The sequence below is a fragment of the Lysobacter sp. 1R34A genome, assembly GCF_051217035.1.
Classification (GTDB): Bacteria; Pseudomonadota; Gammaproteobacteria; order Xanthomonadales; family Xanthomonadaceae; genus Lysobacter.
Genome location: NZ_JBPKJP010000001.1, coordinates 230,581 through 252,479 on the forward strand (window position 1 = coordinate 230,581; position 21,899 = coordinate 252,479).

At 68.8% G+C, this 21,899-nt stretch carries 20 protein-coding genes and 1 pseudogene; 13 read left to right on the forward strand and 8 right to left on the reverse strand.

What is annotated here, in order from left to right:
- Positions 1 to 105: 105 nt before the first annotated feature.
- Positions 106 to 1,461 (reverse strand): annotated as a pseudogene (locus ACSAMQ_RS00735) (alpha,alpha-trehalose-phosphate synthase (UDP-forming)); the annotation flags it as partial.
- Position 1,462: 1 nt separating this feature from the next.
- Entirely contained in the window at positions 1,463 to 2,218 is a 756-nt protein-coding gene (otsB, locus tag ACSAMQ_RS00740; RefSeq protein ID WP_435393794.1) for a trehalose-phosphatase, read from the reverse strand.
- Positions 2,219 to 2,459: 241 nt separating this feature from the next.
- On the opposite strand from otsB, the gene ACSAMQ_RS00745 reads away from it, so the two are divergent.
- Entirely contained in the window at positions 2,460 to 2,840 is a 381-nt protein-coding gene (locus ACSAMQ_RS00745) for a VOC family protein (protein WP_435393795.1), read from the forward strand.
- A complete protein-coding gene (locus tag ACSAMQ_RS00750) occupies positions 2,831 to 3,652 on the forward strand; it encodes a UdgX family uracil-DNA binding protein (protein WP_435393796.1) in 822 nt (273 codons plus the stop codon). Before ACSAMQ_RS00745 ends, ACSAMQ_RS00750 begins: the two co-directional genes overlap by 10 nt.
- On the opposite strand, the gene ACSAMQ_RS00755 is transcribed toward ACSAMQ_RS00750, so the two are convergent.
- Positions 3,613 to 4,542, reverse strand: coding sequence for an RES domain-containing protein (locus ACSAMQ_RS00755; RefSeq protein WP_435393797.1), 930 nt, complete (start codon positions 4,540 to 4,542; stop codon positions 3,613 to 3,615). The genes ACSAMQ_RS00750 and ACSAMQ_RS00755 overlap by 40 nt on opposite strands.
- On the opposite strand from ACSAMQ_RS00755, the gene ACSAMQ_RS00760 reads away from it, so the two are divergent.
- Both ACSAMQ_RS00760 and ACSAMQ_RS00765 read left to right on the forward strand, forming a co-directional pair.
- Positions 4,541 to 5,401 (forward strand): SDR family oxidoreductase, encoded by an 861-nt coding sequence (locus ACSAMQ_RS00760; protein ID WP_435393798.1) that lies wholly within the window; start codon positions 4,541 to 4,543, stop codon positions 5,399 to 5,401. The two genes, ACSAMQ_RS00755 and ACSAMQ_RS00760, sit on opposite strands and share 2 nt — an antisense overlap.
- A 142-nt stretch (positions 5,402 to 5,543) precedes the next feature.
- A complete protein-coding gene (locus tag ACSAMQ_RS00765; protein WP_435393799.1) occupies positions 5,544 to 6,770 on the forward strand; it encodes a BON domain-containing protein in 1,227 nt (408 codons plus the stop codon).
- 30 nt (positions 6,771 to 6,800) lie between these two features.
- Here ACSAMQ_RS00765 and ACSAMQ_RS00770 read toward each other — a convergent pair whose 3' ends face one another.
- The 3 genes from ACSAMQ_RS00770 to ACSAMQ_RS00780 are packed head-to-tail and all read right to left on the reverse strand — an operon-like array spanning position 6,801 to position 10,883.
- Positions 6,801 to 9,101: a PAS domain S-box protein gene (locus tag ACSAMQ_RS00770; protein WP_435393800.1), complete on the reverse strand. Its 2,301-nt coding sequence runs from the start codon at positions 9,099 to 9,101 to the stop codon at positions 6,801 to 6,803.
- 55 nt (positions 9,102 to 9,156) lie between these two features.
- Positions 9,157 to 9,519: a hypothetical protein gene (locus ACSAMQ_RS00775; protein ID WP_435393801.1), complete on the reverse strand. Its 363-nt coding sequence runs from the start codon at positions 9,517 to 9,519 to the stop codon at positions 9,157 to 9,159.
- Positions 9,520 to 9,521: 2 nt separating this feature from the next.
- On the reverse strand, positions 9,522 to 10,883 hold the full coding sequence (locus tag ACSAMQ_RS00780; protein WP_435393802.1) for a sigma-54-dependent transcriptional regulator: 1,362 nt from the start codon (positions 10,881 to 10,883) through the stop codon (positions 9,522 to 9,524).
- Between the two features lie 323 nt (positions 10,884 to 11,206).
- Between ACSAMQ_RS00780 and ACSAMQ_RS00785 the strand changes: the two genes are divergently transcribed.
- From ACSAMQ_RS00785 to ACSAMQ_RS00825, 9 genes are all read left to right on the forward strand, one after another.
- Entirely contained in the window at positions 11,207 to 11,662 is a 456-nt protein-coding gene (locus ACSAMQ_RS00785) for a hypothetical protein (protein WP_435393803.1), read from the forward strand.
- A 91-nt stretch (positions 11,663 to 11,753) separates the two neighbouring features.
- Positions 11,754 to 12,668 carry a mechanosensitive ion channel family protein gene (locus tag ACSAMQ_RS00790; protein WP_435393804.1) on the forward strand — a complete coding sequence of 305 codons (915 nt, stop codon included), beginning with the start codon at positions 11,754 to 11,756 and terminating at the stop codon, positions 12,666 to 12,668.
- A 63-nt stretch (positions 12,669 to 12,731) separates the two neighbouring features.
- A complete protein-coding gene (locus tag ACSAMQ_RS00795) occupies positions 12,732 to 13,367 on the forward strand; it encodes a TetR/AcrR family transcriptional regulator (RefSeq protein WP_435393805.1) in 636 nt (211 codons plus the stop codon).
- Positions 13,364 to 13,915 (forward strand): GFA family protein, encoded by a 552-nt coding sequence (locus tag ACSAMQ_RS00800; protein ID WP_435393806.1) that lies wholly within the window; start codon positions 13,364 to 13,366, stop codon positions 13,913 to 13,915. Before ACSAMQ_RS00795 ends, ACSAMQ_RS00800 begins: the two co-directional genes overlap by 4 nt.
- Entirely contained in the window at positions 13,908 to 14,210 is a 303-nt protein-coding gene (locus ACSAMQ_RS00805; RefSeq protein WP_435393807.1) for a DUF6958 family protein, read from the forward strand. The genes ACSAMQ_RS00800 and ACSAMQ_RS00805 overlap by 8 nt, the downstream gene beginning before the upstream one ends.
- A 288-nt stretch (positions 14,211 to 14,498) precedes the next feature.
- Entirely contained in the window at positions 14,499 to 14,711 is a 213-nt protein-coding gene (locus ACSAMQ_RS00810) for a DUF6289 family protein (protein ID WP_435393808.1), read from the forward strand.
- A 314-nt stretch (positions 14,712 to 15,025) separates the two neighbouring features.
- The gene (locus ACSAMQ_RS00815; RefSeq protein WP_435393809.1) at positions 15,026 to 15,910 is read left to right on the forward strand and encodes a helix-turn-helix domain-containing protein; all 885 of its coding nucleotides are present in this window, start codon (positions 15,026 to 15,028) and stop codon (positions 15,908 to 15,910) included.
- 138 nt (positions 15,911 to 16,048) lie between these two features.
- Positions 16,049 to 18,463 (forward strand): penicillin acylase family protein, encoded by a 2,415-nt coding sequence (locus tag ACSAMQ_RS00820; RefSeq protein ID WP_435393810.1) that lies wholly within the window; start codon positions 16,049 to 16,051, stop codon positions 18,461 to 18,463.
- 173 nt (positions 18,464 to 18,636) lie between these two features.
- Positions 18,637 to 19,596, forward strand: coding sequence for an alpha/beta fold hydrolase (locus ACSAMQ_RS00825; protein ID WP_435393811.1), 960 nt, complete (start codon positions 18,637 to 18,639; stop codon positions 19,594 to 19,596).
- Positions 19,597 to 19,876: 280 nt separating this feature from the next.
- Here ACSAMQ_RS00825 and ACSAMQ_RS00830 read toward each other — a convergent pair whose 3' ends face one another.
- Entirely contained in the window at positions 19,877 to 20,803 is a 927-nt protein-coding gene (locus ACSAMQ_RS00830; RefSeq protein ID WP_435393812.1) for an alpha/beta fold hydrolase, read from the reverse strand.
- Positions 20,804 to 20,952: 149 nt separating this feature from the next.
- A complete protein-coding gene (locus tag ACSAMQ_RS00835) occupies positions 20,953 to 21,873 on the reverse strand; it encodes a LysR family transcriptional regulator (protein WP_435393813.1) in 921 nt (306 codons plus the stop codon).
- Between the last annotated feature and the right edge of the window lie 26 nt (positions 21,874 to 21,899).

The window sequence follows — 21,899 nt, forward strand, 5'->3', positions numbered from 1 at the left end:
GGATAAGGGCGCCAGCGCGGCCAGGCTGCGCGCTGCCCGCGCCGGCGAAGAGGGGATCGAGACCACGGCGCCCGCCTCGCTGCGCGCAGCGTCCGGCGGCGGCGCGTTCAACGCCTGCAGAAAGCTGCGTCGCCACACGGTGATGTCGTTGCGCCGCAGAACGTCCATCATCGTCCGCCAACGCTCCTTGCGTTCCGGCAACGGCATCCGCGCGGCCTGGGCGAGGGCGTCGGCGACTTCGTCGCTGTCGTGCGGGTTGACCAGCAGCGCCGCGTCGAGTTCGCCGGCCGCGCCGGCGAACCGCGACAACACCAGCACGCCGGGGTCGGCCGGCGATTGGCTGGCGACGTACTCCTTGGCGACCAGGTTCATGCCGTCGCGCAGCGGCGTCACCAGGCCGACTCCCGCCGCACGGTAAAAGCCGGTCAGCACGTGGTGGGGATAGTCGTGGTTGACGTAGCGGATCGGCGTCCAGTCCGGACGCGCGTGGAGGCCGTTGATATGGCCGGCCAGCGTTTCCAGCTCGGCGCGCAGCTGGCGGTATTCGACGGCTTCGCCGCGCGACGGCGGCGCGATCTGCAGATACGTCAGGCGCCCGCACAGGTCCGGATGGCGGGCCAGATAACGCTCGAAGGCGCGCATGCGTTCGGGCAGGCCCTTGGAATAATCCAGCCGGTCCACGCCGATGATCAGACGACGCTCGCCGAGGCTGTCGCGCAGGCGGCGGACATCGTCGGCGCCGTCGGCGGACGCGGCCAGGGCCTCGATGGCCGCGGTGTCGATGCCGATCGGATAGGCGCCGACCTGCAGGCTGCGGCCGTCGCCGGTCGACCACAGCGATCCGACCAAGGGCCGCAGGCCCAGTTGATCTCGCAGATAGCCTTCGAGATGCGCGGCGTCGGCGCGGGTCTGCAATCCGATCAGGTCGTAGTCGAGCAGCCGGCCGAACAGTTCGCGGTGATGCGGCAGGGCCGCGACCAGATCGCCCGGCGGGAACGGCACGTGCAGGAAGAAACCGATCCGATTGCCGACGCCCAGCGCGCGCAGTTCCGAGGCCAGCGGAATCAGATGGTAGTCGTGCACCCAGACCACGTCGTTCGGGCGCAGCTCGCGTGCCAGCGCACGGGCGAAGCGGCTGTTGACCCTGCGATAGCCCTCGCTGCATTCGCGTCCGTAGTCGATCAGGTCGATGCGCGAGTGCAGCAGCGGCCACAGCACGCGATTGGCGAAATCGCGGTAATAGGTCTGGACGTCGTCTTCGCTCAGATCGAGCGTGGCGTAGTCGACCACGCCTTCTCGCCGGCGTTGCGGCACCTCGGTGGCGCTGCCGACCCGGCCGCTCCAGCCGAACCACAGTCCTTCGCCTTCGCTCAAGGCCGCGCGCAGGCCGATGGCCAGGCCGCCCGGCCGTTGCGTGCCCGGCAAGGCGACGCGATTGGAAACGATCACCGTACGCGACATGTCAATCGATCTCCTTGATCGTTCCCAGCCACTGCCGCACCTGCGGCGGATCGGTCAGTCGGTAGTGCGCGAGCGTGTCGCTGCGTTCGCCGACCAGCACGCTGATGCCGTCGCGGGCGTTGACCTCGGCGAAACCGCACTCGTCGGCCGGATCGTCGCCGGCGAATACCGGCCGGCGTCCCGCGAACGGCGGCCGCGCCATCAGCGCGGCGATCGCCTGTCCCTTGTCCATGCCGGCCGGGCGGATCTCGATGCCGTGCGCGCCGGGGTGCGCGCGATAGCCGGACAGACGCGCCACCGCGGCGTCGGCGAAGTCGGTCATCGCCGGCGCGGCCTCCGGGTCGGCGCGCCAATGCAGGTTGAGGCAGGGGCCGGCCGCTTCGATCCGGGCCGAAGGATACGTGCGCAACAACTCCTGCGCTTGCGCCAGCAACCCTTCGAATTCGGCGCAGGCCGGCGGCGAGGCCTGCGCCGAGCTGCGGTCGCGCCATTCCAGGCCGTGCAGGCCGGCCATGCAGATCTGCGCGCACTCCGGAAACAAACGGTCCAGCGCAGCCAGGGAACGGCCGCTGACCAAAGCGAGCGCGCCGTCGAGTCGCTGCGACAGTTCGCGCAGACGCGGGCCGAGTTCGGGCGGTGCGCGACTGAGTTCCGGTGAGGGCGCGTGTTCGAGCAGACAGCCGTCGACGTCGAGAAACAAGGCCCAACTCGGCGAGATCTGCGGCGGCGTTAAAGATGAGTTAGGTGCGTTAGCCATGAATGCATGCTAACGGCAAGAATGTGAGCGCACGGTCCACGGACCCGCAAAAAACCGCATGATTCAAGCGCTTTTATGTGCGCTTCGGCCTGCAAATATTGCGCGGAAGGGAAGCAATTTCGGCAACGGCCTCGATGCGGCGGCATTGCCGCGCATGCTCCGTCGTCCGGCACCGGCTCGTGCGATGCGATTGGCACGTCGCTTGCTTTTGCTCTGGATAGCGACGACACGGAGACAGATCATGCATAGAAGCCGTCTGGCGCAGGTGGTGATCGATTGCGAGACGACCGATACCGACTGGGCCGCGCAATTCTGGGGGCAGGCGCTCGGCTGCCGAGTACTGCCGGCCGAGAGCGCGAGCGAGGCCATGTATCGGCGCCTGGCCGTGCATGCCGATCAACCCGGTGTGTTGGTGCAGGCGGTCGCGCATGCCAGCCGGGTCCATCTCGATATTGAGACCGACGACGTCGAGGCCGAAGTGGTGCGCCTGGAAAAACTGGGCGCGGCGCGCATCGCGCAAGTGAAACGCTGGTGGGTGATGGCCGCGCCGACCGGACAGCGTTTCTGCGTGCTGCCGCCGCAGCGCGGGGACTTTCCCGCGCATACCAATGTATGGCCCTGACCGCATGGGCTCGATCGTATGGTCTTAAGCGTGTGGTTCTGAAGCCCCGAGGCGCGCCGGAGCGGACAGCGCCGGGCGGCGAGCTCCCGTTCGCCAAGCCGGTGACCGCGCCGGTGCCGCGTGCCAGCTTGCGCGAACTGCGCGCGCAGGCGGCCGGCTGCCGTGCCTGTCCACTGTGGCGGCAGGCCGCGGCGACCGTGTTCGGCGAAGGGCCGGCGCGAGCGCAGGTCATGCTGCTCGGCGAGCAACCGGGCGACGAGGAAGACCGCACCGGCCGGCCCTTCGTCGGGCCGGCCGGGCGGCTGTTGGATCAGGCCCTGGACGAAGCCGGCCTGGACCGGCGCGCCCTGTATCTGACCAACACCGTCAAGCGCTTCAAGTTCGAACGACGCGGCAAGCGGCGCATGCACGAGCGCGCGAACGCCCACGAACAAGAGGCCTGCCGGATCTGGCTGGCCGCCGAATGGCTGCGCCTGCGACCGCGGCTGGTACTGGCGCTCGGCGCGATGGCGGCGCAGACCTTGTTCGGCGCGACGTTCCGCTTGACCCGCGAGCGCGGGCAATGGCGCGAACTCGATGGGCGCGCACCCGGGCGATGGCGACCTGGCATCCCTCGGCGATACTGCGGGCGCCTTCGCCGACGCGGCAATCGAGATACCGCGAGCTCGTGCAGGATCTGCGCGCTTTGGCGGCGGCGATGCAGGAACTGCCGGCCGCCCGCGGCCGGCGCTAGCGCCGTGCGGGCCCCGCAGCGGGGATTCAGCGGCGAGCCTCAATGGCGCAGACGGGTATCCAGGCTCAGCACGTCGTAGGACAGCACCGAGAGGCGGCCGAAATCGGCGTGGCGCAAATTCAGCAGGACGTTTTTCTCCCTCGGCGATAGCGCGCTCGGCACCAACAGGGCCAGCGAATGGCCGCTGTCGAGCCAGCAATCGCCGACCCGGCGCACATGCACGCGATAAGGACGCTGATCCCAGTCTTCGGGCAGCAGGGTCGCGGCGTGGCAACAAGCGGCCGGCACGCTCGCGACGACCAGGCGCAACGCGCGCACGTCGGCGTCGCGGTTGTGCACGATGAATTCCAGCACAGCGCTCGCCGGGCTGGTGGAGGCATACACCGCGTCTCGCCCGGGCGAGGTCCAGCGGCCGTCGTTCGTCGTGGCTTCGGCCGAGAAGGCCCGGTCGGTCCGGTCCGCCGGGACCACCCGATACAGCAGGACATGCGGTCGGGCCGGGCCAGGCGCCGCGGCGCGCGGATCGGTGGTCGACGGCGGGTCGCTGGCCGGAAAGCTGTCGGCGAGTTGTTTGTCGCGCGGCGTTGGCGTGGCGCGCGGCTGCGTCTGAGGTTGAGCGTTCATGGTCCGGATCTGTCCTCGGTACGGCGGGTTACTCTCGTTGCGCAGCAAGCTTCGTGCCACGCCGCGGCCCGGCCGGGGCGCCGACGCCCCCCGGCGCCGGGAAGAATCTGCAGGCTTGCGCAGCAGTTCCTTCGCGAGGCCATGCATCCGCGCTGGGGCGACGCGTATCGCGAGGCTTGTGCGTTGGCACGCGTCTTGCGGCGTATCCGGGTGTAGCCAGGATGTATTGCGGCGCAGTTGCCAGACCGCAGTCATTCGATCGCGACGGATGCGCATCGACGCGCCGTCGACGTCGTCCGCCTTTCCCCGACGGCGCTCGCCGTCGCCGCTCGATGGAGTTTCCATGAACGAATCCGCGACCCGTATGCCCGAACAATCGCAAGACGAGCAACCCGGCCGGCAATCCGAAATGATCCCGCAGCCGTTGAGCATCCGCGACAGCTATCGCGGCAGCGGCCGCCTGCGCGACAAAGTCGCCCTGATCACCGGTGGCGACAGCGGCATCGGCCGCGCCGTGGCCCAGCACTACGCGCGCGAAGGCGCCAAAGTCGCGATCGCCTATCTCAACGAAGAACAGGACGCCGCCAAGATCCGCGAACTCGTCGTCGCCGAGGGCAGCGAATGTCTGCTGATCCGCGGCGACCTCGGCGACCCGCAGCATTGCCGACGGGTCGTCGAGGAGACCGTAGCCACCTTCGGCCGCCTCGACATCCTGGTCAACAATGCCGCCGAGCAGCACACCGTCGAGGAGCCGGAGCAATTGAAGCCGGAGCAGATCGAACGCACCTTCCGCACCAACATATTCGCGTACATGTACCTGGCGACCGAAGCGCTCGCGCATCTGCCCAGGGGCGGCAGCATCATCAATACCGGTTCGGTCACCGGCGTGCGCGGTCACGAAAAACTGATCGATTACGCCTCGACCAAGGGCGCCATCCATGCCTTCACGTTCTCGCTGGCGCAGGCCGTCGCCGAGCGCGGCATCCGGGTCAATGCGGTGGCGCCGGGCCCGATCTGGACACCGCTGATCCCGGCCAGCTTCGAGCCCGAGGAAGTCGCCCGCTTCGGCCAGAACACCTTGATGAAGCGCCCGGGCCAGCCGGCCGAAGTCGCGCCGGCCTACGTGTTTCTGGCCAGCGAAGAGGCGTCGTTCATCACCGGGCAGACCATCCACATCAACGGCGGAGGACACATCAGTGCGTAGAACCAGGCAGAGCCATAGCCAGAAGCAGCAGCACGAAGCGGTCGGCACCGCAGAACTCAAGGCCGTGGCCGAAGAGGCCATGCGGCTGGGCGCGCGCGTCCTCGACAAGGGGCGCGCTTGGTTGAACGAAAGGAGAGACGAAATGAGACAGCATGATTATCCCGGCGGCCGCAACGCCGAGTCCTCGCGCCACCGGGGCGAGGCCGGCGAGGACGTGCGCTATCAACGCAGCGGCCGCGGCGAACAGGACGAGTCGTGGATGCACGACAAGCAGCGCCAGGCGAGCCGTACGGGCTATTCCGACAACGCCTACGAGCCACGCCGGGGCCAGGGCGCGCAGGGCGGTCGCGGGCAGTCGCAGGGGTACTCGAATTATCCATCCGGCGAACGCTCGATGTACGGCGCGCACGGCCCCGACATCGAGGCGCGGGGCTATCAGGAAGACCAGCACTACGACAGCGGTTGGCGCGCTCGCGGTTTCGACGAGCGTTGGCAGAGCGCGGGCGAAGACGACCGCGGCGACGCGCCGTGGGCCTCGACCTCCAGCTACCGCGGCAGCGGCCGGTTCCCGGCCCAGAACGATGCGCGCCAGAGCCACCAGGCCTACGGCGGCGAAAGCGCAGGCAGCGGCGGTCGTCAGGGCCTCTACGACTACGACGAGTACGACCCGCGCGGCCAAGCCGAGCGCTCGGGGCGCCGCGCGATGGGCGAAGGCTACGGCCGCTCTTCGGGTTACGCCGGCCGCAGCGGTTTCGGCGAGTCGGCCTATGGCGCCGGCTTCGAGGCGAACGACGACTACTCGCGTGGCCGCGGGTACGACGACTATTCGCGCAGCGACCAATCGCGCACCCGCGAGGCCGCCAACCCGTCTTCGTATCGCGAGCAGGGCATGCGCAGCTATCGCGGCCAGGGGCCGCGCCGCTACACCCGCTCGGACGAACGCATCACCGAAGACCTCAACGAACGCCTGACCGAGGACGAGCTGATCGATGCCAGCGACATCGAGGTGCGTTGCAGCGAAGGCAAGATCGTGCTCGAGGGCGAGGTCAGCGCCCGCTGGATGAAGCATCGCGCCGAAGACATCGCCGACGCCTGCAGCGGGGTCAAGGACGTGGAGAACCGCATCCGCGTGCGCGGCGGCGGCCAGGCGGGGATGAGCTCCGAGACCGGCGGACGCCAGCCGGGCTCCGAGCGCCAGCAAGCGGAGCAACGCTCCGGCGCGAGCGGCGCCGGACGCAGCGGCACCGCCACCGGCACGACCACCACCGGCACGACCGGCGCTACCAGCACCGGCACTACCGGCACGGCGGGCGCTACCGGCAGCACCGGCACCGCTTCGCAGAACGCCGGCGGCAACCAGCCGCATTGATCGCCGTTCGATCCGGTATCGAAGCCGCCGCTACGGCGGCTTCGATACATTGCTCAAGCCTCGTTGCACCGCGGCATGGATGCGCTCGATGGCGGCCGGCTTGATCAGGTGTTCGTCGAACCCGGCGTCGACGGTGCGTTCGCGGTCGCCGCTCTGGCCGTAGCCGCTGTAGGCGATCAAATACGGCGCACCCGGCAGCAAGCGCAATGCGCGCGCGACGTCGTAGCCGCTCAGCGGCCCAGGCAGCTCCAGGTCGCACAACACCACGTCCACCGGCTCCTCGTGCCACGCGGCCAGGGCGTGTTCGGCATCGGCACAGGTCCGCACGCGATGCCCCGCCAGGCCCAGCAAAGTGGCCAGGGCCTCGGCGGTATCGCTTTCGTCGTCCACGATCAGGACCCGGCCGCGCCGCTCGTCCGCCGATTCGGCGGCAAGCGCGGATGCAGATGCGACCACCGGGTCGATGGGACGACCGACCGGCAACAAGACCCTGAAGCGGCTGCCATGGCCCAGGCCCTGGCTGCTCACCGCGATCCGGCCGCCGTGCCGTTCGACCAGGGTCTTGACGATGTTCAGGCCCAGGCCGAGTCCACGCGAGCGCCACCCCGGCGTCTGCACAAACGGTTCGAACAGCTTGGCCGACATCTCCAGGTCCAGGCCCTGGCCCTGATCGACGACCTCGACTTCGACGCCCGGCGTACCGTCGGGCATCGTCGCGTGTGCCGACTCGATGCGGATCCATTGCCCAGGCGCGCTGGCCTTGATCGCATTGGACACCAAGTTGTCGAACACTTGGCGCAAACGCGCCCGATCGCCTTCGACACGGCATGCCGGCGCCTCGCCCGGCGCGGCGATGCGCACGCCCGCGGCCTCGGCGGCCGGCAGATTGTCTTCGCGCACCTCCGCCAACAGGCTGGCGATCTCGACGGCTTCGCGGCGCAGCTCCAGGCCGCCCTGGGTGACCCGCGAGACGTCGAGCAAATCTTCGACCATGCGCTGGACATGGCGATTCTGGCGAACCAGCATCTCCAGCGCCCGCGCATGCTGCCGGGGCGATAGGTCGGGACGCTGCAGCAGTTCGCTGGCCGCCGCCACGCCGGACAGGGGATTGCGCAGTTCATGGCTGAGCACCGCCAGGAAATGGCTGACCCGCTGGTTGGCCGCCGCCAACAGCGCCATCGCGCGTTTTTGGTCCTCGATGTCGGTGCTGGCGCCGTACCAGCAACGCAGATGGCCGAGTTCGTCGAACAAGGGTTGGCCGTGGACGACGTGCCAGCGGTATTCGCCGTCAGTGGCGCGACGGAAACGCAACTCGACGTTGAGCGGCTCGCCGTTGCGGATGGCCTGGTCCCAAGAGCGCAGGCCGTTGTCGAGGTCTTGCGGATGGCAGATGTCGCGCCAGTCCTCGCGGCCGCTGAGCCCGCTGTACTCGTGCCAGAGGCGGTTCTGGTAGCGGATCGAACCGTCGGGCTCGGCGATCCAGACCATCTTCGGCAGGTTGTCCAACAAAGCGTGCTGCTCGGCTTCGGCATGGCGCAGCTGCTGTTCGAACAGGCGCTTCTCGTGCACGTCGCGGATGCCGCCGATCCACTCAAGCACCGTGCCCTGTGGGCCGATCACCGGTACCGCGCGCAGGGCGACGTAGCGCGCCTCGCCCAGCGGCGTGAGCACGCGGAACTCGAGGTCCATGATCGACGGCTCGGGCGACCGACGCACCTCGTCCCACGTCGCACGGACGTGCTCGCGATCGTAGGGGCTGATCATTTCGATCCAGCCGTCGTCCTGCGCTTCGCGCCGGTCCTGGCCGGTCAACTCTTCCCATCCCGGAGCGTCCAGCATGCAGCCGCGGCTGTCGGCCGACCAGACGATGCCGGCCCAGGCCATCGCCAGGCTGCGGAACCGGCGTTCGCTGGCCTCGACCCGGCGCGCCGCCTCGATGCGTTCGCTGACGTCCAGCGCGTGGATGACCACGCCCTCCGGCTCGCCCTGGTCCGAGCGATGCGGAACGAACTGGACGTCGAAATGGCGCCGCTCGCCATGGCGGGCCACCTCCAGCGGAAAACGCACCGGATGCCCGGCGAAAGCCCGTTCCAGCAGCGGCAGGTAGGGCGTCAGTTCGGCTTGCGGATGCGCGTCTTCCAGGCGTACGCCCTGCAGCCGGCGATTGCCGAACCAACGGCGGAAGTCGCGGTTGTAGAGACGATACCGGCGTTCGTTGTCGACGTAGGCGACCAGCGCCGGGATCCGCTCGATCAAGGCGAGCATCAAGGCGCGTTGCGAACGCAGCTCGGGGTCGTTGCGATGGCGATCGCCCATGTCCACGGTATCCACTGGGTCGGTCCGGCGGGGGGCTACGAGGAGGAGGAAGGCGGCCGTCTGCGCACAATCAGCGGCGCGTCGGCGCCTCGTCCAGGACCTTCGCCATGCGCGCGCCGGCGTTCGCGGCGCGCCGCAGGTTTTCCTGGGCGAGCTCGATCGCGCCATTGGCGAGCAAGGCCTGGGCCGCAGCGCAGGCCATGTTGGCGGTGTTGAGTTCGTTGCGCAGCCGGTGCAGCCAGCGAGCATGGTCGCCGTGGGCGGCTTCGTCGTCGATCTTGTCGGCGCCGATGTCGTCAGGACGGCCTCCATCGGCGCAGGCTGCAAGGGCACGGACTTCGTCGGGACGGATGTCATCGGCACGAGCCCCGTCGTCGCCGGCTTCCGCCGGGGCGATGGCATCGGGCGAGTGCGGCGGTTCACGAGCGGCCACGTTCAATCCACCTGATGTCCGCTGTCGCGCAGCCGCGCGATCTGATTGTGTATGGTGCGCACGCTCACGCCCAGGGCGCGGGCGGTGCGGGTGCGGTCGTACTCGAAATGGGCCAGGGTCTTGAGCAACATTTCACGCTCGATCTCGGCGTAGGTCATGCCGACGCTGAAGCTGACTTCGGTCGGGCCTGCGGATGCCGGCGCCAGCCTGCGTCCGCCGGGCGCGACGCGGATCTCGCTGTTCACCGTGGTCAGGAACGCCCGGTGAACCGCGCTGCGCAGTTCGCGTACGTTGCCGGGCCAGGGATGCGCGGCGAGCACGCGCTCGGTGCCGGCGACGAATCGCTTGTGAGTGCCATAACGTGCGTTCAATTCCTGCAGGGTCGCACGGGCGATCAGGATCGCGTCGTTGCCGCGGCTGCGCAGCGGCGGCAGCTCGAGATGGAAATCGGCCAGCCGGTAGTACAGGTCCTCGCGCAGCGCGCCTTCTTCGACCGCGCGCAACGGATCGCGATTGGTCGCGGCGACCACCCGCACGTCGGTCGGCACTTCCTCGGTGCCGCCGACCCGGGTCAGGGAGCCGGCTTCGAGCACCCGCAGCAGATAGACCTGCAGCGCCGCGGGCATCTCGGTGATTTCGTCGAGAAACAAGGTGCCTGCGCTGGCCTGCTCGAAGTAGCCGCAATGGCGGCTCGCCGCGCCGGTGAAACTGCCTCGTTCATGGCCGAACAGATGACTGGCCAGCAGGTCTGGAGCGATCGCGCCGCAGTTCACCGCCACGAACGGCCCCTTGCGTCCGCTCAACCGATGCACGGCGCGGGCCGCCAGCTCTTTGCCGGTGCCGCTTTCGCCGCTCAGCAACACCGATGCGCTCGACGGCGCTAGTTGCCGGATTTCCGCGATCAACCGTTGCATCGCCAGCGACTCGCCGATCATTCCCGCCGAACCGGGGTCGCCGACCTGCGCACGCGCCGTCTCGGCAGCGCGTTCGAGCAGACCGCTGAATTGCTCGGGCGACAAGGGCTTGACCAGATAGTCCACGACCGGCCCGGCCACCGCACGGGCGGCGGTTTCCACTGAGGGGTGACCGGTGACGATCGCCACGTGCCCGAGTTCGGGCATGTCCTGTTCATCGAGCAGGTCGAATCCGTTGCCGTCCGGCAGATCCAGATCGAGCATCAACAGGTCCACGACCGGAAGTTCGCTGAAGCCGCGCGACTGCGCCAGCGAGTGAGCCAGGTAGGTCTTATAGCCGTGAGAGCGGGCGAAGTCGGCCGCGGAGCGCGCGAAATCGTGGTCGTCGTCGACGATCAACAGAGTGGGGCAGGCGTCGGCGGCGCGGGGATGCACGGGCTCGGAATGCACGTTTTGCGTTCCTGTCTGGGGAAAAACATACGGGGGAGGGCATGGCGCTGTCGGTCTGGCCACAGTAAGCCGCCGTTTGTTAAGCGTGCGTTGGCGGAAAATAATTCCTGCGTGATGAAAAGATTACTGGGCGCGCATCGAGAGCCGTCGCCGCAACAGACGACGACGCCTCAGCGAGGAGTGCGAATCGATGCGGAGTCGCCGTGCGTTCTTCGAGCGGCCCGCCGATGCCGGTTCGTCATCGCATCGGTGGCACGGGAGTTGCTTGGTCTTGAGCAGGAGCGATGCCGAGCGGTGCCGCCCACCATCGAGAGGCGCAGATCATGAGCAGACTGTTGAGAGACCGCGTTGCATTCGGCTTTCCGTCGTCCGAATCGACCGTGGCGGGCGCGCCCGTACCGCCGCTGGCGTTGAGTTCGCGCGGGCCGCATTCCACCACCCTGAGCGGTAGTTTCATGGGCTATTGCGGCAGCCAGGCGCCGACCAGCGAGATGTCGCCTGACGTCGTGGACCTGGAGTCCGAACTCGGCTACTGGCGCAGGCACTACCGCAGCCTGCCGAACAGCAACGGCCTGCGTTACCGCGACTACGAGCCGGCGATCAAGCTGGGGCTCGACGCCTACATGCGCAGCCACGGACGCGAACTGCCGGAGCTCGAAGACGAGTTGGCGACCTGTTATCGCCGAGTGCGCGGCGACAGTCGCATGGAGTGGGACCAGGCCCGCCGGGTGATCCTGCTGGCCTGGGATCATCTGCGCAACCGGGGTTCGGTCGAATGATCCGAACGAGGCCGCGGTGAGCGGAATGCCGGCCGCTAAACCCGAGGTTACGGCTCTGCCTGCCTTCGATTGGTCGTCGGTGCAGGAGCGGATGTTGGCCGAGTCGTATCGCTTCCTCGCCGCGAGTCCCCTGCTGCTGGTGGCCTTGCTGCTGACCGTGGCGGCGTGGTGGTTCGGCGGCTGGCTGTCGCGGCGGACGGTGGTGGCTCGAGTGGCGCGCCACAACCCGTTTCTCAAGGATCTGCTGGCCAGCACGATCAAGGGCGGCGTCGTCCTGCTCGGCCTGAGCGCCGGGCTGCAACTGATGAACGCCACCGCCGTGGTCGGCGCGCTACTCGGCACCGCCGGCGTGGTCGGCATCGCCCTGGGCTTCGCGTTCAAGGACATCATCGAGAACTACATCGCCGGCGTGCTGTTGAGCCTGCGCCAGCCGTTCCGCCCGCACGATCACGTCAGGATCGCCGAGCACGAAGGGCTGGTCGCCGCCATGACTGCGCGGGCGACGGTGCTGATGACCCTCGACGGCAACAATCTGCGCGTGCCCAACTCGATCGTGTTCAAGAGCGTGATCCTCAACTACAGCCAGAACCCGAGCCGGCGCTTCGAGTTCGACCTGAGCCTGCCGGCCGGGGACGTAGCCGCCGGCGAACTGGCGAGCGGCGAACTGGCAAGAATCAGGCAACGCGTGGCGGCGGTCGACGGTGTATTGAGCGAGCCCGCGGCGGCGGCCTTCGTCGTGAGCAGTGCCGACGGCAAGGCGACGGTGCGCGTGCGCGCCTGGGTCGATCAGCGCCACGACGATATCGACGAGGTACGCGGTGCGGCCTTGCGCGAGGCGATACCGTTCGAGAAAGCGCCTTCGGCCGCGGCCAGGCGGGCCACGCCGCTGCCGCGGCGCAACGACGGCGCGCCGAAGCGCGCGGACGGCCATCTGCACCTCGTACGCGCGGGCAACGCGATGGTGCGGCCGGACGATCTGCTGGACCCGTCGGCGCCGGCCGAGTAGGCCGGGAAGGCGGACCGTCCCGGGCAGGCTTGACACATACCGACCAGATGGTATGTTCGTGCCATGGCCAGACCGACCAAGCAATCGCCCGAACGTGGCAACGCCCGCACCCGGCTCCTGGAGGCGGCACGCGACCTGATCCGGGCCAAGGGCTACGCCGCCACCACGGTCGACGAGCTATGCCGCGCCGCCGACGTGACCAAGGGCGCGTTCTTCCATCACTTCGCCAGCAAGGACGCACTCGGCGTCGCCGCGGCCGAGTTCTGGGCCGAGACGACCACCGAATTCTTCGCCGCCGCACCCTACCATCGGCCGGCGGACGCCTTGCAGCGCGTGCTGGCCTACGTGGCGTTCCGCAAAGCGATCATCGTCGGCGAAGTCGACGAATTCAGCTGCCTGGTCGGCACCATGGCCCAGGAAATCCACGCGACCTCGCCGGAGATCCGCGATGCCTGCGGCCGCAGCATCTTCGGCCATGCGGCCACGCTCGAGGCCGACATCGAAACCGCGCGGCGCGAGCGCGGCATCGCCGGCGACTGGACCGCGGCGAGCCTCGCGCGCCACACCCAGACCGTGATCCAGGGCGGCTTCGTCCTGGCCAAGGCGGGCAACGATCCCGCGCTCGCCCGCGAAAGCCTCGATCATCTCGATCGGTACATCCGGCACCTGTTTCATTTCAACGAGGAACAGCCCGCATGAGCGCCTCCGCCACAGCGGCGACCGCGATGATCGGATGCGCCTGCGGACGCACCCGGATGGAGGCGAGCGGGGCGCCGATCCTGGTGTCCGAATGCCTGTGCGACAGCTGCAGGGCGGCCGCTGCGCGCCTGGCCGCGTTGCCGGGCGCGGTCGATAGGCTGACCGCCTATGGCGCCACGCCTTGCGCCGAATATCGCAAGGACCGAATCCGCATCGTGTCCGGCGCCGAGCACCTCGCCGAGTTCCGCTTGTCCGCCGATGCCGGCACCCGCCGGGTCGTGGCCACTTGCTGCAACACCCCGGTGTTCCTCGAACTCAAGGGCGCGCACTGGCTCAGCGTGTACCTGCATCTGTGGCCGCCGCACACCCGGCCGACAGCGCAGCTACGGACCATGGTCGGCGACCTGGACGATGCCTCGCGACTGCCGGACGACCTGCCGAATCTGAAAAGCCAGTCGCTGTGGTTCTACGCCAAGCTGCTCGCGGCCTGGATCGCGATGGGGTTGCGCAATCCGCGGATCGAAGTGAAGGAGAAGCTCGATGCCTGAGGACAAGATCGAAATCGAAAACGTCGCCAGCCCCGGCCGCACCACCCGGGTCGACCGGACGAAATACCTGGCGATGCGCAAGGCCTTATTGGCGGTATTGCCGGACCGGCCGCCCGGGCTGAAGGTCGCGGACGCGAAACAGGCGTTGCTGCCGCATCTGCCGGACGAGTTGTTTCCGCAGGGCGAGACCGCGGGCTGGTGGTTGAAGGCGGTGCAACTCGATCTGGAAGCCAAGGGCGTCATCCGGCGGGCACCGGACAAGCCGGTCCAGTTGTATCTGCAGCGCAAGCGCTGATCGCCGCGCGACGGCATGGGGCAGTGCATTCGACTGCGCCGGCTCGGGCGCGAAGACGGTCGTGCGCGACCCCTCGGGTCTGCCTGCGCGCGCGTCCGCGCCCATAAACGAGCGCATCGAGGGCGATTGCTGCGGCGCATCGTGCGGCATCATGATCGCCCGCACAATTCAGTTGGGCCGGCAATCGCGTAATCGCGCCTCGCTTCGGCTCATGCGCGCCGCGCGCCGGCGCCGTTGTTATCTTCCCGACGCGGCATCCTGCCGCGAGAACGCCAAGGGAGGAGTGCGATGCATCGCTTCAAGTTGATCGTATTGGGCGCCCTGTTGGCCCTGTCCGCCGGCGCCGGCGCGGCCACCGATTCCGCCGGTTGTTTCTGCTCGGTCGTGTACTACGACGAGGCCGGCACGGTCGTCGGCATCCGCCAACCCGCCGCTTGCGGCGATCCAGGCTGGGGCGTGGTCACCAACCGGTCCAAGGTGTATGCCGGCTGCGTGATGTAACGGCAGTACCTGCTCCGCGAACGCCGGCTGCGAGCCGGCGTCGCCCGATCCGCATGGGCGACTCCCTCGCGATGCGCTACCGCGCAACCGTGCAGATCTCGCCGCTGCCGGCGTAGCCGCGGCACAGGGGGCTGTCGAGATTCGTCAGACTGTACGCAAGCGCGCTCCCTGCGCTCGGCATGGCGTGGACGGCGCGCGGCCTGCGCCTTGCAGGCAACGCGGTTTCGGCGCGGCGACGGACGCCGCGCCGGGCCGGCCGCGCGGTTTACCCGACAGGTAATGGCCAAACCGTGCGTCCTGGCTATCGTGGCCGGATGAACGCGATCCGACCTCTGGGCGAACTCTTGCGCGACTGGCGCGAACGCCGCGGTCTCAGCCAGTCGAATCTGGCCGAGCTCGCGGCTACCTCCGCGCGACACATGAGTTTCATCGAGACCGGGCGTTCGCAGCCGAGCCGGGCGATGTTGATACGCCTGGCCGATCGCCTGGAGGTGCCGCCGCGCGAACGCAATGCGCTGATGCGCGCGGCCGGGTGGTCGGCGCTCCATCCCGAGCGATGCCTGCGCGACGATCCCGCGCTCGCGCAGGCGCGTGAAGCGGTAGGTCTGGTGCTGCGTGGGCACGAGCCGTATCCCGCGCTCGCGATGGACCGCCATTGGAACCTGTTGGCGCGCAACGGCGCATCCGGCGCTCTGTACGACGACGGCATCGCTGCGTTCCTGCTGCGGCCGCCCATCAACCTGCTGCGCCTGAGCCTGCACCCGCAAGGTCTGGCGCCGCGCATCCTCAATCTGGGGCCGTGGCGTGCGCAGTTGCTGCAGCGCCTGCGCCGGCAGGCCGACTTCGCCGCCGACCCCGTCCTCGATGCCTTGCATGCGGAACTGAGCGATTATCCCGGACCGGCATCGGACACGGTCGCATCGACCGGCTTCGCCATGCCGATGCGATTGCGCGCGCCCTGCGGCGTACTGTCCTTCGTCAGCGTCACGACCCTGTTCAAGGCGCCGGTGGACTTGGCGCTGTGCGAACTGGCGATCGAGACCTTGCTGCCGGCCGACCGAGCGACGGCGCAGTCGCTGCGGTCGGCGTGGCTGTCCCGGCGCGGGCCGCAGCCTCGATGGCAGCCCGAGCCGCCTCCATGTCCACAACCGGAGCCGAATTCGAAGTCGGATTCGGAGCCTGATCGAGATTCGGGTTAGAACGGCATTGCAGCACAGCGCGGCATCCGCGAGCCGGGCAGGGCGGCGAGGTCCCGGCCATGTTCGGGGCAGCGGTGCGTAGGCAAAATCACCTATCGCTCGCCGCGACGACGCGGCGACATTCTTCGGCGGGGCGAAATGGCGAAGCGGTTGCGGTCGATACTCCGGTGGACGGCATCGCTGTCGGCCTTGCTCGCGTTCGCGGCCTGGCTGTCGTTGCGCGGCAGCCTGCCGCTGCTCGATGGCCAGTCCGCGCTGGCCGGGCTCGGCAGCTCCGTCGAGGTGACGCGCGACCGCGACGGCGTCGTCACCGTCGACGCCGCCGACGAGCGCGACGCCGCGCGGGCCTTGGGATATGTCCATGCGCAGGAGCGCTATTTCGAAATGGACCTGATGCGCCGCACCGCCGCCGGCGAACTGGCCGAACTGCTGGGCCCGTCGATGCTCGATGCCGACCGCAAGCGCCGGATCCACCGCTTCCGCCACCGCGCCCGGCTCCAGGCCGATGCCTTCGCCGGCGCGCACGCGGACGTGTTGCTGGCCTATACCGAAGGCGTGAACGCCGGCCTGTCGCAGTTGAAGGTGCGGCCCTGGCCGTATCTGTTGCTCGGCCAGGCGCCGCAGCGGTGGCGTGCGGAAGACTCGGCGCTGACCGGCTACGCGATGTACGTCAATCTGCAGGACGCCTCCAACACGCGCGAAGCGGCGTTGCGATCGATGCGGCCGCACCTGCCTGCGGCCTTGTTCGATCTGCTGGTGCGCGACGGCACGCGCTGGGACGCGCCGATGCAAGGGCCGGCCCGCGGCGACGCGGTCCTGCCGGGAGCCGAGCGCGTGGACCTGCGCGAACTGCCGGGGCCGATCCGCGAACGTCCGGCCGCACTCGACACCAGCGGCACGCCCGGCAGCAACAGCTTCGCGGTCGCCGGGGCATTGACCGGCGATGGGCGTGCGATCCTCGCCGACGACATGCATTCCCGGTTGAGCGTGCCGAACGTGTGGTTCCGGGCGCGCCTGCGTTATCGCCACCCGAGTGGGCCGGTGGACGTGTCCGGGTTCACCCTGCCGGGCTTGCCTGTCGTCGTCGCAGGCAGCAACGGCCGGCTCGCCTGGGGGTTCACCAACGGCTACGCCGATACGCTCGATTGGGACCCGCATTGCGGCGGCCATGACGCGAGCGGCTGTGCGGCGCTGCTGCGGCGCCAGCCCGCAGTGGAACTCATCCGGATCAAAGGGCGCGACCCGGAGTCGCTGCCGGTGCGCGGCGACGAACGCGGCCCCCTGGTCGTCGACGCGATCGGCCAACCGCCGATGCAACTGCATTGGACCGCGTATCGCCCCGAAGGCCTCAACCTCAACCTGGCTGCGCTGCACCACGCGCGCGATGTGGGCGAGGGCCTGGCGCAGGCCCGCTCGGTCGGCCTGCCCACGGCGAATCTGCTCCTGGCCGATCGCCAGGGCCGGATCGCCTGGACCTTGATCGGCCCCACCATCGCCGCGCAGGCCTCCAGCGACTGCTGGCCCGGGTCGCCCGCGGCGAATGCCGCCGGTGCGCAAGCCGCTGCCGGGCCGGATGCGGATTCGGACGCGTCGATGCACCGGCAGTGCGCCGCCGCCGAATCCGGCATGCCGCCCGTCATCGCCGATCCGCCGGAACATCGCTTGTGGACCGCGAACAACCGCATCCTGGACGGCGCCGCGCTGAACCGGGTCGGCGACGGCGGCTATTCGCACGGCGCACGCGCAACTCAGATACGCGATGCCTTGCGGCAACGGCAGGCGTTCGAGGAAACCGATCTGCTGGCCATCCAGCTCGACGATCGCGCGCTGCTGCTGACGCCCTGGTGGAAGTTGATGCAGGCTCAGGCGCGATACAGTCGCAGCGACTCCGCGCTGGCCGCGGTCGCCCAGGCGGCCGCTCGCTGGGACGGGCGCGCGAGCACCGGCTCGGTGAGCTACCGACTGGTGCGGGGTTGGCGGCTGGCCGTGCATGCCCGCATCCTCGACGGCCTGACCGCACCGGCCCAGGCGGCGATGCGGCAGCGTTTCGTGATGCCGCAACTGCCGCAGTTCGAAGGCGTGGCCTGGCCCATGGCGACCACACGGCCCGAGCATCTGCTGTCGAAGCGCTATCGGTCCTGGGACGCCTTGTTCGAGGACGCGGCGCTGGAGGTACGCCAGGAGCTCTCCGGGCAGGGCGCGCTCGCGCAGGGTTCCTGGGGCGAGCGCAACACCGCCTCGATCTGTCATCCGCTGGCCTCGGCCGTGCCGCTGCTCGGCAAGCGCCTGCTGTGCATGCCGCGCGATCGCTTGCCCGGCGACAGCGGCATGCCGCGCGTGCAGGGCCCGTCCTTCGGTGCGACCGAACGCATGGTGGTGTCGCCCGGCCACGAGCGCTTCGGCATCGCCCACATGCCCGGAGGGCAGAGCGGTCATCTGCTGTCGCCTTTCTGGGGACGCGGGCACGGCGACTGGGTGCATGGGCGTCGCTCGCCGTTCCTGCCCGGCGCCGCGGTCTATTCCCTCGAATTGCGGCCCCGACCTGGGCCTTGACGGGCTGCCGTCCGGCCGCGGCGCCCGTCCCGCGCGAGCTTGTCGAATTGCAGCCGCCTGGTTCGTCTTGTCCATAGATCGCCGGTTCGGCCAGCCACGACCCGCTGATGAAACGGGCCGACGATCCGATCTCGAACGACGTGTATTCAACCGTACCGACAAAGGAGCCCCTCATGTCCCTGTCTCATTCCGGCCTATGCCTGGTCGCCGCTGCGGTGCTGACCGGCCTGGCCCTGTCGGCCGCGCCGGCCGCAAGCGCAATGGCGGCGGAACCGGCCGCGGCCACCGCCGCGGTGTCCTCGGCCAAACGCGCGGCCATCGCCAAACGCGGCGACCTCGCCATTCATTACGACATCGTCGGCGACCTGAAATCGCCCAAGACTCCGTTACTGGTGCTGCACGGCGCCTACATGTCGGCCGATGCGATGGCCGCCATGGTCGACCGGTTCGCCCGCACGCGCCCGGTGATCGTGCTCGACCAGCGCGGACATGGCCGCACCGGCGACGGCCCGGGTCCGATCACCTACGAAGCCATGGCCGACGACGCCGCCGCCGTGCTCGACGCAGCCGGGGTGAAGCAGGCCGACGTATTCGGCTATTCGATGGGCGGGGGCGCGGCGATCCAGCTCGCCGTCCGGCACCCGGCCAAGGTCGCGAAACTGGTCACCGCATCGGCGGGTACCCGGCTGGATGCGCTCTACAAGGAAGTCCTGGCGGGCATCGAGCAGATCACGCCGGCGGTGTTCGACAACAGCCCGATCCGGAAGGAGTACGACCGGCTCGCGCCGCGGCGCGAGGATTTTCCGCGGCTGGTCGAGAAGCTGAAAGTGCTGGACGCCACGCCGTTCGATTGGAGCGACGACATGAAGGCGCTGAAGCACAAGACCATGATCGTCATGGGCGACTACGACATCATGGGCCCCGAGCATGGCGTGGAGATGTTCCGCATGCGCGGCGGCGGCGCGCCCGCGTTGGCCGCGCAAGGCTTCCTGTCGGCCCCGCCGCCGGCCCGGCTGCTGATCCTGCCCGGCACCTCCCATATCGGCATCATGGCCGAAGCCGAAACCATCGTGGCCGCGACCGTCCCCTTCCTGGACGACGCCACCCCGCCGATGCCGGCGGGGTTCTTCTGACGGCGCGATGTCGATCTTGCGGGAAGGAGGCGCTGCGAGACGTTCGGCGTGGTCGCGACTCACGTCGCTCCTACAAGGAGATCAGGCCATCGAGGCAAGGCCGTGGCAACGCGGTCGCGATTTGCGTCGCTCCTACCCGAGAGCGGCGTTGCCTTTGCTGTTGCGGTGCGCCGCATCGTACCAGCGAATGAGGCGCGCATCGTCGATCGGCGCTTGCGTGGATCTCGATGGCCAGCGCGAAAGGCAGTTCTGTGGAGGCGGGCAGGCGCTCAGCGTTGCGTCAGCGTTGGCAGTGCGGCAGGCGCTCCAGGAAGCCGCGGGTCAACGCGACCACGCGGTCCAGATGCGTCTCCAGCAGCCAATGGCCGCCGTCGTCGAACAGATGCAGTTCGGCGTCGGGCAGATCGCGTAGATAGGCGCGCGCCGACGCTTCGGGCATGTAACCGTCGCGCGGGCCCCACAGGATCAAGGTCGGCGGCGCGTGTTCGCGCAGATAGGCCTGGTATTTCGGAAACCAGTCCAGATTTTCCTTCAGCCCCTCCATCAGCGCCAGCGCGATCTCGGCACGCCGGGGCGTGGTCAAGGCCCAATGCAGGTTCCACAAGTCCGGGGACACGAGCGGCGCGAGGCCGGGGCCGATGCCGTTGAGGAACTCGTCGCGATAACCGTCCTCGCTCACCGCATCGACGAGTTTCTGCCGGGTTTCGTCGCTGGGATGCTCGAAGTGGCGCAGCAGGCCTTCGTACTGGGGGCCGAGCGTGTCGGCGTAGATGTCGCCGTTCTGCACGATCAAGCCGGCGATCTTTTCCGGCGCCTGGATCGCCAGGCGCAGGCCGATCTGCGAGCCGTAATCGTGCAGATACAGCACGTAGCGCTGCAGGCCCAGCCGGTCGGCGAACGCGGCCAGGAAGCGGGCATAGCCGTTGAAGCTGTAATCGAAGCCCTCGGGCGTGCCGCTGTAGCCGAAGCCGGGGAAATCCGGCGCGATCAGGCGCCACCGGTCGGCCAGCGCCGGCATGAAGTTGCGGAACTCGTAGGACGAGCAGGGGTAACCATGCGGCAACAGCAGCACCGGTGCATCGGCGGCGCCCGCTTCGCGGTAGAAGATCTCATGGCCGTCGACGACCGTGCGGCCGTGCCTGACGGCGGCAGTCCGGTCGGCGTCCGATTGCGCGGGTTCGGTGCGAATGGAGGGCGTTGTGCTCATGTCGTCGTCGCTGCAGCGCTGCAAGCCTGGCGACATCTAAGAGGCTGGGACGTTGTACGTGCGTGAGCGCCGACGCCCGATCGCGCAACCCCGGGTTAACGCGGGCATCGCTATGGAGGCGCCTGACGCGTCCGGCCGGGCGGCTCTCTTCAGGCCGCCGGCCGATCTTGAACCGCGTTCGAAGTCAGCAACTCGATCATGGCGCGCGCCGCCGCCGATTGACGCCGGTGCGGCGCATACACCACCGAGAACGGCCGCGAGCGGCCGCGCAACTGCGGCAGCACTTCGACCAGGCGTCCGCGGTCGATCCGATCGCGCACGATGAAGTCGTAGCTCTGGCAAATCCCGATGCCGTGCTCGGCCATGGACACCACGCCCAATACATCGTCGGAGATTTCGATCGACGAGCCCGGCAGCCAGTCGATGTCGCGCTCGCCATCGCGGAACGCCCACGGCGCGATGCGGCCGGTGCGCGGCATGACGAAGGGCAGGCACAGGTGCGCCTGCAGATCCTCCAAGGTCTGCGGCCGTCCCATCCGCTGCAGATAGTCCGGCGCTGCCACCAGCAGCAAGGCCGCGTCTTCGAGTTTGCGCGCCACCAGGCCGCTGTCGGGCAGCTGGCCCAGGCGGATCGCGAGATCGAAGCCCTCCGCGACCAGGTCGACATTGCGGTTGGTGATGTTCAGTTCCACCTGGATCTGCGGGTATTGCCGGGCGAACCGCGCCAGCAACGGCGGCAACCGATAGTGCCCATAGGTGGTCGGAACGCTGATCCGCACCCGCCCGGCCAATTCGCCTTCCTGGCCCTGCACCTCGCGCTCGGCCTCGTCGAGCAGGGCGAACGCCGAGCGCGCCTGGTCCAGGTAGACGCGGCCGGCCTCGGTCAGGCCGAGCCGGCGCGTGGTCCGCTGCAGCAGTTGCCGCCCCAGGCGCGCCTCCAGGCGGGCGAGGGCACGGCTCAACACCGAGGGTGTGGTAGACAGCGCCACTGCCCCCGCGGTGAAGGAGCCGTGCTCGACCACGGCAATGAAGGCTTCCACGTCCCCGAGGTAGTCGAATTTCCGGCTCATCTTGTCTTCAAAAGAACAAAAGATTT

Coding starts and splice junctions, on each gene's coding strand:
- ACSAMQ_RS00820 (WP_435393810.1), top strand. CDS start 16,049: ATGGCGAAGCGGTTGCGGTCGATACTCCGGTGGACGGCATCGCTGTCG.
- ACSAMQ_RS00800 (WP_435393806.1), top strand. CDS start 13,364: ATGAGCGCCTCCGCCACAGCGGCGACCGCGATGATCGGATGCGCCTGC.
- ACSAMQ_RS00745 (WP_435393795.1), top strand. CDS start 2,460: ATGCATAGAAGCCGTCTGGCGCAGGTGGTGATCGATTGCGAGACGACC.
- ACSAMQ_RS00815 (WP_435393809.1), top strand. CDS start 15,026: ATGAACGCGATCCGACCTCTGGGCGAACTCTTGCGCGACTGGCGCGAA.
- ACSAMQ_RS00825 (WP_435393811.1), top strand. CDS start 18,637: ATGTCCCTGTCTCATTCCGGCCTATGCCTGGTCGCCGCTGCGGTGCTG.
- ACSAMQ_RS00790 (WP_435393804.1), top strand. CDS start 11,754: ATGTTGGCCGAGTCGTATCGCTTCCTCGCCGCGAGTCCCCTGCTGCTG.
- ACSAMQ_RS00750 (WP_435393796.1), top strand. CDS start 2,831: ATGGCCCTGACCGCATGGGCTCGATCGTATGGTCTTAAGCGTGTGGTT.
- ACSAMQ_RS00795 (WP_435393805.1), top strand. CDS start 12,732: ATGGCCAGACCGACCAAGCAATCGCCCGAACGTGGCAACGCCCGCACC.
- ACSAMQ_RS00785 (WP_435393803.1), top strand. CDS start 11,207: ATGAGCAGACTGTTGAGAGACCGCGTTGCATTCGGCTTTCCGTCGTCC.
- ACSAMQ_RS00755 (WP_435393797.1), bottom strand. CDS start 4,542: ATGGAAACTCCATCGAGCGGCGACGGCGAGCGCCGTCGGGGAAAGGCG.
- ACSAMQ_RS00810 (WP_435393808.1), top strand. CDS start 14,499: ATGCATCGCTTCAAGTTGATCGTATTGGGCGCCCTGTTGGCCCTGTCC.
- ACSAMQ_RS00765 (WP_435393799.1), top strand. CDS start 5,544: ATGAGACAGCATGATTATCCCGGCGGCCGCAACGCCGAGTCCTCGCGC.
- ACSAMQ_RS00805 (WP_435393807.1), top strand. CDS start 13,908: ATGCCTGAGGACAAGATCGAAATCGAAAACGTCGCCAGCCCCGGCCGC.
- ACSAMQ_RS00760 (WP_435393798.1), top strand. CDS start 4,541: ATGAACGAATCCGCGACCCGTATGCCCGAACAATCGCAAGACGAGCAA.
- ACSAMQ_RS00835 (WP_435393813.1), bottom strand. CDS start 21,873: ATGAGCCGGAAATTCGACTACCTCGGGGACGTGGAAGCCTTCATTGCC.
- ACSAMQ_RS00830 (WP_435393812.1), bottom strand. CDS start 20,803: ATGAGCACAACGCCCTCCATTCGCACCGAACCCGCGCAATCGGACGCC.
- otsB (WP_435393794.1), bottom strand. CDS start 2,218: ATGGCTAACGCACCTAACTCATCTTTAACGCCGCCGCAGATCTCGCCG.